Origin of the sequence: Burkholderia sp. 9775_39 (assembly GCF_015712225.1) — a bacterium.
Taxonomy (GTDB): Bacteria; Pseudomonadota; Gammaproteobacteria; order Burkholderiales; family Burkholderiaceae; genus Burkholderia; species Burkholderia cenocepacia.
Genome location: NZ_JACCQC010000014.1, coordinates 15,061 through 28,439, shown reverse-complemented (window position 1 = coordinate 28,439; position 13,379 = coordinate 15,061). Strand labels below are relative to the sequence as shown.

Here is a 13,379-nt window from a genome sequence, read left to right as displayed (position 1 = left end):
CCGGCACGGGCTTTCCGGCGCGCGGTGTCGCGACGGGCGCACGCGCGTCCGGCGGGTGCCGCGCCGAGTCCATGGGGCCGGTCGGCAGCGGGGCGCGCACGCGCCGGCCGCAGCCTGCCGGCCTTTTCGCCAGGCCCGCTTCTCGATGACCGACGCTTCCGCCCTGATCAGCACGTCCTATTCCCGATACCTTGCCCGCGCCGCTGCCGCGCGGCCCGCGCTGGCCGAGCAGATCGCCGCGTGGGCGGCCGCGCCGCTCGGCCGCGCGCAGCTCGACGCGCGCCTCACCGAGCTGCTCGCGACACCCGCCGGCACGGCGGCGCCGGGCGAGGAGCAACTGAAGCGCGCGCTGCGGCAGTTGCGCGCCGAGGCGTTCGGCGCGGTCGCGGAGCGCGACCTGCGCGGGCTGGCCGACGTCGCCGAGGTGACGGGCGCGATGACCGACCTCGCCGAAGTGGCCGTGCAGCGCTCGCTCGCGCTGCTGTCGGCCGAACTCGAGGCGCTGTACGGCGAGCCGCGCGGCGCCGACGGCCAGCGCGTCGTGCTCGGCGTGGTCGGGATGGGCAAGCTCGGCGGCCGGGAGCTCAACGTGTCGTCGGACATCGACCTGATCTTCGTCTACGAGGACGACGGCGAGACCACCGGCGGCGCGCGTTCGCCGCTGTCCACGCAGGAATACTTCACGCGGCTCGGCCGGCGCCTGATCGGCGTGCTGTCCGAGGTCACGGCCGACGGTTACGTGTTTCGCGTCGACATGCGGTTGCGGCCGAACGGCGATTCGGGGCCGCTCGTCTGCAGCATCGGGATGCTCGAGGAATATTTCTACGTGCAGGGGCGCGAATGGGAGCGCTATGCGTGGATCAAGGGGCGGCTCGTGTCGGAAGGCGACAGCGACGCCGCGCAGCGGCTCGCGGCGCAGCTCGAATCGATCGTCAAGCCGTTCGTGTACCGCCGCTATCTCGATTTCGGCGTGATCGGCGCGATCCGTTCGCTGCACCAGCAGATCCGGCAAGAAGCCGCGCGCCGCGCATCGATGCGGCCCGACAAGGCCGACGACATCAAGCTCGGGCGCGGCGGGATCCGCGAGATCGAGTTCAGCGCGCAGGTGTTCCAGTTGATCCGTGGCGGCCAGGATGCGGAATTCCGCGTGCGGCCGACGCTCGCGGTGCTGCGACATGCGCAGGCGCGCGGGTTGATCGGTGACGACGTATGCGCGCGGCTGACCGACGCCTACAATTTCCTGCGCACGCTCGAGCACCGGTTGCAATACCGCAACGACGCGCAGACGCATGCGATGCCGGTCGAGCCCGACGAACGTGCGGCGCTTGCCGCGTCGCTCGGGTTTGCCGACTATGCGGCGCTGATGACGGTGCTGGACGGCCACCGCACGTTCGTCGAAACGCAGTTCGACCAGATTTTTGCCGACAAGGCGAACGGCGCGCCGTGCGCGGCCGGCGACGACACGGCCGCCGCGTGGATCTGGAGCGGCGCGCTGGCCGACGACGGCGAGGACGACGCGCTGGTCGCGCGCCTCGACGGCCTGGGTTTCACCGATCCGGCCGCCGTGCTCGCGCGGCTGCGCGCGATCTGGCAATCGTCGCGCTACACCGGGCTGCCGGAAAAGAGCCGGCAGCGCTTCGACAGCGTCGCGCAGCGGGCGCTCGACGCCGCGCCGAAGATCGACGCCGCGCGCCGCGACGACACGATCGTGCGCCTGTTCGACCTGCTGGAGACGGTGAGCCGGCGCGGCGTCTATCTCGCGCTGCTGACCGAATACCCGGCCGCGCTCGACCGCGTGCTGTCGGTGCTCGGCGCGACGCGCTGGGGCGGCGGCTACCTGATCCGCCACCCGCAACTGCTCGACGAATTGCTCGACGACGAGGCGATCGCGAGCCCGTTCGACTGGCCCGCGTTCAAGGATGCGCTGCGCGCGCGGCTCGCGGCGGCCGACGGCCCCGAGCAGCAGATGGACCTGCTGCGCCACGCGCAGCACGCCGAGGTGTTCCGGATTCTCCTGATCGATCTGGCCGGCCAACTGTCGGTCGAGCATGTGAGCGACCGGCTGTCCGAGCTGGCCGACGCGGTGCTCGACGTGACGATCGAAGTCGTCTGGTCGCAGCTCGCGAAGCGCCATCGCGACGTGCCGAAGTTCGCGGTGATCGCGTACGGCAAGCTGGGCGGCAAGGAGCTCGGCTACGCGTCGGATCTCGACCTGATCTTCCTGTACGACGATCCGGACGAACGCGCGGCGGACGTCTACACCACCTTTACGCGGCGCCTGATCACCTGGCTCACGACGGCGACCGGCGCGGGCGCACTGTTCGACATCGACCTGCGGCTGCGGCCGAACGGCGAGGCCGGGCTGCTCGTCACCGATCTCGACGCGTTTCGCCGCTATCAGCTGCGCGAGGGCGATGCGGCGAATACCGCGTGGGTGTGGGAGCACCAGGCGCTGACGCGCGCCCGCTACAGCGCGGGCGACGCGCAGATCGGCGCGGATTTCGAGGCGATCCGCCAGCAGGTGCTGACGACGCCGCGCGACGGCGGCGTGCTCGCGAAGGAGATCGTCGACATGCGCGGCAAGGTATTTGCCGGCCACCCGAACCAGACCGAGCTGTTCGACCTGAAGCACGATCGCGGCGGGATGGTCGACATCGAGTTCATCGTCCAGTACTGGGTGCTGCTGCATGCGTCGAGCGACGCCGAGCTGATCCGCAACACCGGCAACATCGCGCTGCTGCGCGAGGTCGCGCGCTTCGGGCTGATGGGCGAGGACGAGGCCGAGCGCGTCGGCGCGGCGTACCGCAAGTACCGGAAGCTGCAGCACAAGCTGCGGCTCGACGGGATGGAGAAGGCGCGCGTCGACCCGGCGGTGGTGGCCGACGAGCGGGCGGCCGTGACGGCGTTGTGGACACGCGTATTCGGTGCGGTTGAAACGGCCGTTTGAAGAAAGCAGGGCGGGCGCGGCATCGATCCGCGTACCGCCCTGAATCGAAGGGGCGAGCCCGTTCGGCTTGCGCGGGACGGGCCGCTCCCGCCGCGCGTCAGGCCGCCAGCATTTCCTTCGCGTGCTTGCGTGTGGTGGCCGTGATTTCGAGCCCGCCGAGCATCCGCGCGACTTCCTCGATCCGGTTCGCGCGGTCGAGCGCAACAACGGTCGATACCGTGCCGCCGCGCTCGTCGGCGCCCTTCGCCACCTGGAAATGATGGTCGCCGCGCGCGGCGACCTGCGGCAGGTGCGTCACGCACAACACCTGGCGGTCGCGCCCGAGCTGGTGCAGCAGGCGGCCGACCACTTCGGCGACGCCGCCGCCGATCCCCGTGTCGACTTCGTCGAAGATCAGCGTCGGCGTCGGGCTCGCCGCGCTGGCGATCACCGCGAGCGCGAGGCTGATCCGCGCGAGCTCGCCGCCCGACGCGACCTTCGCGAGCGGCCGCAGCGGCACGCCCGGGTGCCCGGCCACGCGGAATTCGACCTGTTCGAGCCCGTGCGGGCCGCCGTCGGCGAGCGGCACGAGCGCGACCTCGAAGCTTCCGCCCGCCATCGACAATTCCTGCATGCCGGCCGTGACGGCCGTGCCGAGCGCCTTCGCGGCCTGCGCGCGCGCTTTCGACAGGCGTTTGGCGTCGGCGAGATAGGCTTCCCGCGCCTTCGCCTGCGCGGCCTCGAGCGCGCCGAGATCGGCGGCCGCGTCGAGCGCGGCGAGCTGCGCGCGGCGCGCCGCATGCTCTTCGTGCAGCGTATCGGGCGGCAGCCGGAACTTGCGGGCGGTCGAGTGCAGCGCGTCGAGCCGCGCTTCGACCTGCGCGAGCCGCTCCGGGTCGAGATCGACGCGCTGCGCGTAGTGCGACAGCGAATAGACGGCTTCCTGCAACTGGATCTCGGCCGGCTCCAGCGACGCCAGCGCATCGCCGAGCGCGGTGTCGTAGTCGGCCAGGCTGCGCAGCTTCGACACGATCGCGCCGAGCTGCGCGAGCATCGCGTCGTCTGACTCGGACAGCGCGTTGAGCGCGCCGCGCACGCCTTCGATCAGGTTCGCCGAATGCGACAGGCGCTTGTGTTCGTTGCTGACTTCATCCCATTCGCCGGCTTGCGGCGCGAGCTTGTCGAGCTCGGCGAGCTGCCACGCGAGCTTTTCGCGTTCGAGCTGCAATTCGCGCTCGTGCGCCTTCGCGGCATCGATCGCCTGCGTCGCGTCGCGCCACACGCGCCATGCGCGCGCGACGTTCGCGGCATCGGCGACGAGCCCCGCGTGCGTGTCGAACAGCTCGCGCTGCGCGTCGGGCCGCATCAGCAGCTGGTGTGCGTGCTGGCCGTGGATGTCGACGAGCATCTCGCCGAGCTCGCGCAGTTGCGCGAGCGTCGCGCTGGTGCCGTTGATGAACGCGCGCGACCGGCCGTTCACGTCGATCACGCGGCGCAGCATCACGGTGTCCTCGGCGTCGAACGCGTGTTCGTCGAGCCAGCGCGCGACGCGGTCGTGCGGCGTGAATTCGGCCGTGATGTCGGCGCGGCCGCAGCCGGTGCGCACGACGCTCGCGTCGGCGCGTTCGCCGAGCGCGAGGGCGAGGGCGTCGATCAGGATCGATTTGCCGGCGCCGGTTTCGCCGGAAAAGACGGAAAAGCCGCTGTCGAATTCGAGATCGAGCGCGGCGACGATGACGAAGTCGCGGATCGAGAGGTGGCGGAGCATGGTGTCGGGAGCAGCGTCGTCAGGACGCCTTGTCGTCTTCGTTCGATGCGTGTTCGTTCCAGTGCAGCTTCTTGCGCAGCGTCGTGTAGTAGCTGTAGCCGATCGGGTGCAGGAACGGCACCGTGTGCTTCGAGCGGCGCACCTCGATCGTATCGTTCAGTTCGAGCGACGTGAACGACTGCATGTCGAAGTTCACGTTGACGTCGCGGCCGCCGACGATCTGGATCGCGATCTTCGAATCGTCGGGCAGCACGATCGGCCGGTTCGACAGCGCGTGCGGCGCGATCGGCACGAGCACGATGCCCGCCAGCTGCGGATGGAGGATCGGGCCAGCCGACGACAGCGCATACGCGGTCGAGCCAGTGGGCGTCGCGACGATCAGCCCGTCCGAGCGCTGGTTGTACATGTAGCGGCCGTCGACCGACGCGCGCAGCTCGACCATCCCGGAGAAGCCGCTGCGGTTCACGACGACGTCGTTGAAGGCGAGCGCGTGGTAGATCGGTTCGCCGTCGCGCACGATCCGCGCCTCGAGCAGCGAGCGCTCCTCGCGCTCGAACTTGCCGGCCAGCATCACGGGGACGAGCGCCTGCATGTCGGATGCCGCGATGTCGGTGATGAAGCCGAGCCGCCCGTGGTTGATCCCGATCAGCGGTGTCCGGTACGGCGCGAGCTGGCGGCCGATGCCGAGCATCGTGCCGTCGCCGCCGAGCACGATCGCCACGTCCGCTCGCGCCCCGATTTCGGCCGGGGTGAGCGCCGGGTAGCCGGCGATGCCGATTTCCCGCGCGGTATCGCCTTCGAAGACGACCTCGAAGCCGAGCGTGGCGATGCTGTCCGCCAGCGTGGCGAGCGGCTCGGCGATGCCGGGCGTGTTGCTCCGGCCGACGAGCGCGACAGTATTGAACTGATTACCGGTTTTCATGCCGGCATTACACCATAGCTCGTTGACGAAAAGAACCGGCTGTGCGCCGACGGGGCCGGATCGGGCCGCCCCGCGCAACGGTGGCGGACGGTACTCGCCGCGGTCGCGCGGTTGCGCTAAAATTTTCCACCATGCTAGATCCTCGCGCACGAACCCTCCTGAAAACCCTGATCGAACGGTATATCGCCGACGGTCAGCCAGTCGGATCGCGCACGTTGTCCCGTTACTCCGGGCTCGAGCTGAGCCCGGCGACGATCCGCAACGTGATGTCCGACCTGGAGGAGCTCGGCCTCGTGTCGAGCCCGCACACGTCGGCCGGACGCATTCCGACGCCGCGCGGCTACCGGCTGTTCGTCGATACGATGCTGACGGTCGAGGCGCCGATCGACGCCGAGGCCGTCGCGCGCCAGGTGCAGAACACGCTGCAGGCCGGCGAGCCGCAGCAGCGGGTGGTCGCGGCCGCCGCGAGCGTGCTGTCGAACCTGTCGCAGTTCGCGGGCGTCGTGCTGACGCCGCGCCGCAGCCACGTGTTCAAGCAGATCGAGTTCATGCGCCTGTCCGACAAGCGCATCCTGCTGATCATCGTCACGCCCGAGGGCGACGTGCAGAACCGCATGCTCGCGACGCCGCGCGACTATTCGCCGTCGCAGCTGACCGAGGCGTCCAACTACATCAATGCGCATTTCGCCGGCCTGTCGTTCGACGAGGTGCGCCGCCGCCTGCGCGACGAGATCGACCAGTTGCGCGGCGACATGACGACGCTGATGCACGCGGCCGTGACGGCCAGCACCGAGGTGCCCGACACCGAGGACACCGTGCTGATTTCCGGCGAGCGCAACCTGCTCGAAGTGGCGGACCTTTCGTCCGACATGGCGCGGCTGCGCAAGCTGTTCGACGTATTCGACCAAAAGACGGGCCTCCTGCAACTGCTCGACGTATCGAGCCACGCCCAGGGCGTGCAGATCTTCATCGGCGGCGAATCGACGCTCGTGCCGATCGAGGAAATGAGCGTCGTGACCGCACCATACGAGGTGAACGGCAAGATCGTCGGCACGCTCGGCGTGATCGGCCCGACCCGCATGGCGTACAACCGCGTGATACCGATCGTCGACATCACCGCGCGCCTGCTGTCGCTCACGCTGAGCCAGCAATAACCCGCGATTGCCGGCGATTGCAGGCAATCACCGTCCCGATCCCGCCCCGCTATCATGCCGCGGCGCCGCTCGCGGCGACAGTCGGCCGAACGGCACGGGGCGGCCCGCTATAATTGAGGGCCGTCCGGTCCCGTGCCCCGAGCACGTTCTTGCCCATGCGTTTCGATCTTGAGCCGCCTTCGAGCGTCGCGGCCGCCCACCGCATCGGTGTGTTGCTGATCAATCTCGGCACGCCCGACGCGCCCACGCCGCGCGCGGTGCGGCGCTATCTGGCCGAATTCCTGTCGGATCCGCGGGTCGTCGAAATCCCGCAGGCCGTCTGGCAGGTGCTGCTGCGCACGCTGATCCTGCCGCTGCGCGGCCGCGCGTCCGCGAAGAAGTACGCGGCCGTCTGGATGCCCGAGGGTTCGCCGCTGCGCGTGTACACCGAACGCCAGACCGACAGCGTGCGGCATCTGCTCACGTCGAACGGCTATCACGTGACGGTCGACTACGCGATGCGCTACGGCAGCCCGAACATTTCGCACGCGCTTGCCCAGTTCAAGCGCGCGGGCGTCGAGCGCGTGCTGTTGATGCCGATGTATCCGCAATACTCGGCGTCGACCACGGCCACCGCATTCGATGCCGCGTTCGACGCGCTCGCGCGCATGCGCAATCAGCCGGAAGTGCGCACGGTGCGGCACTATGCCGACCATCCGGCCTATATCCACGCGCTGGCCGAGCAGGTGCGCCAGTACTGGGCGCAGCACGGCCGACCCGATTTCGCGGCCGGTGACAAGCTGGTGCTGAGCTTCCACGGCGTGCCGAAGCGCACGCTCGACCTCGGCGATCCGTATCACGACCAGTGCCAGCAGACGGGCGCGTTGCTGATGGCCGCGCTCGGGCTGTCGACCACCGAGTGCCGCGTCACGTTCCAGTCGCGCTTCGGCAGGGCCGAATGGCTGCAGCCGTACACCGCGCCGACGCTGCGCGAATTCGGCGAGGCCGGCGTGCGGCGGGCCGACGTGTTCTGTCCCGGCTTCACGGCCGATTGCCTGGAGACGATCGAGGAAATCGGCATGGAAGTGCGCGACGAGTTCCTTGCGGGCGGCGGCAAGACCTTCCACCGCATTCCGTGCCTGAACGGCGCGTCCGCATGGATCGGCGCGCTCGGCGAAATCGTCGCGGAGAATCTGCAGGGCTGGCCCGTCAAGGCTGCGCAGCCCGAACCGGTCAACTGAACATGAACTACAAGATTTCCACCGAGCCGGGCGCGAAGCTGCGCATCGACAAATGGCTGTGGGCGGCCCGGTTCTTCAAGACGCGCTCGCTCGCGACCGACGCGGTCGACAAGGGCCACGTGAAGATCGGCGGCGCGGCGGTCAAGCCGGCGAAGGACGTGCGGGTGGGCGACGAGGTCGAGATTGCGATCGACGGCATCGTCTGGCACATTGCCGTGCTGGGCGTATGCGACGTGCGCGGGCCCGCGAGCGTCGCGCAGACGCTCTACGAGGAAACGGAAGCGGGGCGGGCCGCGCGGCTCGCCGAACTGGAGCGGCGCCGCACGTATCGCGAGCCGGCGGCCGAACTGCACGGCCGGCCGACGAAGCGCGACCGGCGCATCATCGACAGATTTTCTGGTGGGAGCTGAACATCTGGTCGAACGTCGCCCGCGCGCTTCCGTACTCGGTCGTGCGGTCGGTGACGGCTCCCGACAGGCAGATGGTGGTGGTGCCGGCAATGAGTACCAGCGCGACCACCGATATCGCAAAGGTCAGTTTCACGGTACTCCCCTCGAGAACAAGGGTGAAAACGGCGCCAGGTGGATGTCAGGCGGCGGTCAGCTCAGGGTAAACACGCTTTCCGACGCTTGAATGGAGTGTAGTGCAGCCGGCCTGTGCGGAGCTAGTCCTTGCCGGGTAAGCGTTGTTACAGGCCGTTTCGCCCGATCCGGCGGACTATGCGACGCCTGCACCGGAAAATGCGCGGTTGTTTCGCGGCATTGGCGAATGCCGGCGAATGACCCTCTTGAAATCGGAGTTTTCGCCCTTATTTGCACCAGTAATGTGCGGTGCCGCCGGGTATACGTCCGGCGGTTGCCGATTTGGCTTCAACCTCTAATCGACTTTCAGCGACATGGAAAACACGCAAGAGAACCCGGCTACCCCATCGGCCGAAGACATCGGCAGCGAGAAGCAGGCGGCGCAAGGCGCCGCACCCGCCGCCGAAGCCGCCGACGCGGCGCTCGCGGAGGCTCAAGCCAAGGTCGCCGAGCTCCAGGAAAGCTTCCTGCGGGCGAAGGCCGAGACCGAGAACGTGCGCCGCCGCGCGCAGGACGACGTGTCGAAGGCGCACAAGTTCGCGATCGAGAGCTTCGCGGAACACCTGCTGCCCGTGCTGGACAGCCTGGAAGCGGCCGTCAGCGATACCTCCGGCGACATCGCGAAGGTGCGCGAAGGCGTCGAGCTGACGCTGCGCCAGTTGACGAGCGCGCTCGAGAAGGGCCGCGTCGTCGCGATCAACCCGGTCGGCGAGAAGTTCGATCCGCACCAGCACCAAGCCATTTCGATGGTGCCGGCCGAGCAGGAGCCGAACACCGTCGTCACCGTGCTGCAAAAGGGTTACATGATCGCCGACCGCGTGCTGCGCCCGGCGCTCGTCACCGTCGCGCAGTCGAAATAAGGCAGCGGAAATGGTGCCCGCCGGCGTCGATCCGGCCGCGTTCGACGCGTTCGACATGCAGGCGCTCGACGCCGGCACGTTCGACGCGGCCATCGATGGCGCGGGCGATGCGCTGGCGGTGGTGTTCTTCTGGGGCGTCGACTGCTTCAACTGCGAGATCGCGAAGAAGGCGATGCTCGCGCAGCCCGATGCCATCCGTGCGCTCGGCCTGAAGTGGTTCCATTGCAACGTGTACGAACATCGCGAGCTGGGGCGCCGCTTCGGGCTGCACGGCGTGCCGACGTGGTTCTTCTTCCACCGCGGCAAGCGGCTCGGCCGCGCGACGGGCTGGCATGGCCTCGCGCAGTTCCAGGCAGCCGTCGCGGCGGCACGCGCGAAGATCGCCGCGGCGGCCGGTGCGCCGGCCGGCGACGGCACCGATGGCCCACACGATCCGCTAGCCGGCGGCGATTGAAAAAATTTAATATCCGCATCGCTCGTCCGGTCTTGAAAACGGATCGGACGGACGCATTTCGGGAACAGAGTTGAATTCTGGCGTGCGAAACCGCCCAAAAACGCGGCGTTTCGCGCAGCAAACAAGCATTTCTGGAGATTAGGAAAAAATGGGAAAGATCATCGGTATTGACCTCGGCACCACGAACTCGTGCGTCGCCATCATGGAAGGCAACCAGGTCAAGGTCATCGAGAACTCGGAAGGTGCGCGCACCACGCCGTCGATCATCGCGTACATGGACGACAACGAAGTGCTCGTCGGCGCGCCGGCCAAGCGCCAGTCGGTGACCAACCCGAAGAACACGCTGTTCGCGGTGAAGCGCCTGATCGGCCGCCGCTTCGAAGAGAAGGAAGTCCAGAAGGACATCGGCCTGATGCCGTACTCGATCATCAAGGCCGACAACGGCGACGCATGGGTCGAAGCGCACGGCGAAAAGCTCGCGCCGCCGCAGGTCTCGGCCGAAGTGCTGCGCAAGATGAAGAAGACCGCCGAAGACTACCTCGGCGAGCCGGTCACGGAAGCCGTGATCACGGTGCCGGCGTACTTCAACGACAGCCAGCGCCAGGCGACCAAGGACGCCGGCCGCATCGCGGGCCTCGAAGTCAAGCGGATCATCAACGAGCCGACCGCGGCGGCGCTCGCGTTCGGCCTCGACAAGGCCGAGAAGGGCGACCGCAAGATCGCCGTGTATGACCTCGGCGGCGGTACGTTCGACGTGTCGATCATCGAGATCGCGGACGTCGACGGCGAAATGCAGTTCGAAGTGCTGTCGACCAACGGCGACACGTTCCTCGGCGGCGAAGACTTCGACCAGCGCATCATCGATTACATCATCGGCGAGTTCAAGAAGGAGCAGGGCGTCGACCTGTCGAAGGACGTGCTCGCGCTGCAGCGCCTGAAGGAAGCCGCCGAAAAGGCGAAGATCGAGCTGTCGTCGGGCCAGCAGACCGAAATCAACCTGCCGTACATCACGGCGGACGCGTCGGGCCCGAAGCACTTGAACCTGAAGATCACCCGCGCGAAGCTGGAAGCGCTGGTGGAGGATCTCGTCGAGCGCACGATCGAACCGTGCCGTATCGCGATCAAGGACGCAGGCGTCAAGGTGTCGGACATCGACGACGTGATCCTGGTCGGCGGCCAGACGCGCATGCCGAAGGTCATGGAGAAGGTGAAGGAGTTCTTCGGCAAGGATCCGCGCCGTGACGTGAACCCGGACGAAGCCGTCGCGGTCGGCGCGGCGATCCAGGGCCAGGTGCTGTCGGGCGACCGCAAGGACGTGTTGCTGCTCGACGTGACCCCGCTGTCGCTCGGTATCGAGACGCTCGGCGGCGTGATGACGAAGATGATCAACAAGAACACGACGATCCCGACGAAGCACGCCCAGGTGTACTCGACGGCGGACGACAACCAGGGCGCCGTGACGATCAAGGTGTTCCAGGGCGAACGCGAAATGGCAGCGGGCAACAAGCTGCTCGGCGAGTTCAACCTCGAAGGCATCCCGCCGGCACCGCGCGGCGTGCCGCAGATCGAAGTGACCTTCGACATCGACGCGAACGGCATCCTGCACGTCGGCGCGAAGGACAAGGCGACCGGCAAGGAAAACAAGATCACGATCAAGGCGAACTCGGGCCTGTCCGAGGCTGAAATCGACCAGATGATCAAGGACGCGGAAGCGAACGCAGCGGAAGATCACAAGCTGCGCGAGCTGGCCGATTCGCGCAACCAGGGCGACGCGCTGGTGCACAGCACGAAGAAGGCGCTGACCGAGTACGGCGACAAGCTGGACGCGGGCGAGAAGGAAGCGATCGAAGCCGCGCTGAAGTCGCTCGAGGACGTGTTGAAGGACACGTCGGCCGACAAGGCGGCGATCGACGCGAAGGTCGAGGAGCTCGGCAAGGTCTCGCAGAAGCTCGGCGAGAAGATGTACGCCGACATGCAGGCCCAGCAGGCGGGTGCCGCCGGCGCGGCCGGTGCAGCGGAAGGCGCGGCCCATGCGGGCGGTGCGCAACAGGCTGCCGACGACGTCGTCGACGCCGAGTTCAAGGAAGTGAAGAAGGACTGAGCCGGGTTGCAATGGCACCGTACGCCGCGCGCGAAACGCGCGCGGCGCGGCTGACAAGCGGTCTGTCTTTCCTTCCGGATGGCCGGATCGACTCCACGCCTGGCGGGCCTTGCGGCCCTCCGGGCACATTTGTTTTTTGGCGGGTGCTGCGCGAGCCGTCCGCGGACGGTGCAGCGCCAGACGAGTCGAGAGACTTTACTGCGGGCGAAAGGAGCCGCCGCGTGCGCGATGCGTGGCGGCACAGTGAATCGATATGGCGAAACGGGATTACTACGAGGTTCTGGGCGTCGCGAAGAATGCGAGCGACGACGAAATCAAGAAGGCATATCGCAAGCTTGCGATGAAGTATCACCCTGACCGCAATCCGGACAGCAAGGATGCGGAAGAGCATTTCAAGGAGGCGAAGGAAGCCTATGAAATGCTGTCGGACGGCCAGAAGCGGGCGGCGTACGACCAGTACGGCCACGCGGGCGTCGATCCGAACATGGGCGGTGCGGGCGCACAGGGCTTCGGCGGCTTCGCGGATGCCTTCGGCGACATCTTCGGCGACATCTTCGGCCAGGCCGCGGGCGGCGCCGCGCGCGGCGGCCGCGGCGGCCCGCAGGTGTATCGCGGCGCCGACCTGCGCTACAGCATGGAAATCACGCTCGAGCAGGCCGCGCACGGCTACGACACGCAGATCCGCGTGCCGAGCTGGGTGTCGTGCGAAGTCTGTCATGGGTCGGGGGCGAAGCCCGGCACGAAGCCGGAAACCTGCCCGACCTGTCACGGCCAGGGCACGGTGCGCATGTCGCAGGGCTTCTTCAGCATCCAGCAGACCTGCCCGAAGTGCCACGGCACGGGCACCTACATCCCCGAGCCGTGCGCGCATTGCCACGGGTCGGGCAAGGTGAAGGAAACCAAGACGCTCGAAGTGAAGATCCCGGCCGGGATCGACGACGGAATGCGGATCCGTTCGGCCGGCAACGGCGAGCCGGGCATCAACGGCGGGCCGCCGGGCGACCTGTACGTCGAGATCCACATCAAGCCGCACTCGGTGTTCGAGCGCGACGGCGACGATCTCCATTGCCAGATGCCGATCCCGTTCACGACCGCCGCGCTCGGCGGCGAGATCGAGGTGCCGACGCTGGCCGGCCGTGCGTCGTTCCCGGTGCCGGAAGGCACGCAGTCGGGCAAGACGTTCCGCCTGCGCGGCAAGGGCATCAAGGGGCTGCGCTCGAGCATTGCGGGCGATCTGTACGTGCACGTGCAGGTCGAGACGCCCGTGAAGCTGACCGACCAGCAGCGCGATCTGCTCAAGCAGTTCGAGAAGTCGCTGGCCGAGGGCGGCGCGCGTCACAGCCCGCAGAGCAAGAGCTGGTTCGACCGTGTGAAGAGCTTCTTCGAGTAAAGC

11 protein-coding genes are annotated in these 13,379 nt (G+C 67.8%); 8 read left to right on the top strand and 3 right to left on the bottom strand.

All coding sequences use genetic code 11. The features are described from left to right. The first annotated feature begins 145 nt into the window (after positions 1 to 145). The gene (glnE, locus tag H0X90_RS19615; protein WP_062911002.1) at positions 146 to 2,947 is read left to right on the top strand and encodes a bifunctional [glutamate--ammonia ligase]-adenylyl-L-tyrosine phosphorylase/[glutamate--ammonia-ligase] adenylyltransferase; all 2,802 of its coding nucleotides are present in this window, start codon (positions 146 to 148) and stop codon (positions 2,945 to 2,947) included. A 97-nt stretch (positions 2,948 to 3,044) separates the two neighbouring features. Here the strand turns inward: glnE and recN are convergent, their stop codons facing one another. Next, on the bottom strand, positions 3,045 to 4,694 hold the full coding sequence (gene recN / locus H0X90_RS19610) for a DNA repair protein RecN (RefSeq protein WP_034200994.1): 1,650 nt from the start codon (positions 4,692 to 4,694) through the stop codon (positions 3,045 to 3,047). Positions 4,695 to 4,713: 19 nt separating this feature from the next. Next, positions 4,714 to 5,616 (bottom strand): NAD kinase, encoded by a 903-nt coding sequence (locus tag H0X90_RS19605; RefSeq protein WP_006492558.1) that lies wholly within the window; start codon positions 5,614 to 5,616, stop codon positions 4,714 to 4,716. 131 nt (positions 5,617 to 5,747) lie between these two features. On the opposite strand from H0X90_RS19605, the gene hrcA reads away from it, so the two are divergent. The 3 genes from hrcA to H0X90_RS19590 all read left to right on the top strand — a co-directional run bounded on the left by hrcA (position 5,748) and on the right by H0X90_RS19590 (position 8,400). Next, a complete protein-coding gene (gene hrcA / locus H0X90_RS19600; protein WP_006484956.1) occupies positions 5,748 to 6,770 on the top strand; it encodes a heat-inducible transcriptional repressor HrcA in 1,023 nt (340 codons plus the stop codon). A 155-nt stretch (positions 6,771 to 6,925) separates the two neighbouring features. After that, positions 6,926 to 7,990: a ferrochelatase gene (hemH, locus tag H0X90_RS19595; RefSeq protein WP_077189444.1), complete on the top strand. Its 1,065-nt coding sequence runs from the start codon at positions 6,926 to 6,928 to the stop codon at positions 7,988 to 7,990. 2 nt (positions 7,991 to 7,992) lie between these two features. Next, positions 7,993 to 8,400, top strand: coding sequence for an RNA-binding S4 domain-containing protein (locus H0X90_RS19590; RefSeq protein ID WP_006484997.1), 408 nt, complete (start codon positions 7,993 to 7,995; stop codon positions 8,398 to 8,400). Here H0X90_RS19590 and H0X90_RS19585 read toward each other — a convergent pair. Then, on the bottom strand, positions 8,372 to 8,533 hold the full coding sequence (locus H0X90_RS19585; RefSeq protein WP_006476841.1) for a hypothetical protein: 162 nt from the start codon (positions 8,531 to 8,533) through the stop codon (positions 8,372 to 8,374). The two genes, H0X90_RS19590 and H0X90_RS19585, sit on opposite strands and share 29 nt — an antisense overlap. 352 nt (positions 8,534 to 8,885) lie before the next feature. On the opposite strand from H0X90_RS19585, the gene grpE reads away from it, so the two are divergent. From grpE to dnaJ, 4 genes are all read left to right on the top strand, one after another. Then, positions 8,886 to 9,431: a nucleotide exchange factor GrpE gene (grpE, locus tag H0X90_RS19580; protein WP_006484988.1), complete on the top strand. Its 546-nt coding sequence runs from the start codon at positions 8,886 to 8,888 to the stop codon at positions 9,429 to 9,431. A gap of 10 nt (positions 9,432 to 9,441) precedes the next feature. Then, positions 9,442 to 9,885, top strand: a complete 444-nt coding sequence (locus H0X90_RS19575) for a thioredoxin family protein (RefSeq protein WP_006497493.1) — start codon at positions 9,442 to 9,444, stop codon at positions 9,883 to 9,885. A 148-nt stretch (positions 9,886 to 10,033) separates the two neighbouring features. Next, positions 10,034 to 11,986: a molecular chaperone DnaK gene (gene dnaK, locus H0X90_RS19570; RefSeq protein WP_006484920.1), complete on the top strand. Its 1,953-nt coding sequence runs from the start codon at positions 10,034 to 10,036 to the stop codon at positions 11,984 to 11,986. 253 nt (positions 11,987 to 12,239) lie between these two features. Continuing rightward, on the top strand, positions 12,240 to 13,376 hold the full coding sequence (gene dnaJ, locus H0X90_RS19565; RefSeq protein WP_006476837.1) for a molecular chaperone DnaJ: 1,137 nt from the start codon (positions 12,240 to 12,242) through the stop codon (positions 13,374 to 13,376). Positions 13,377 to 13,379: the final 3 nt, after the last annotated feature.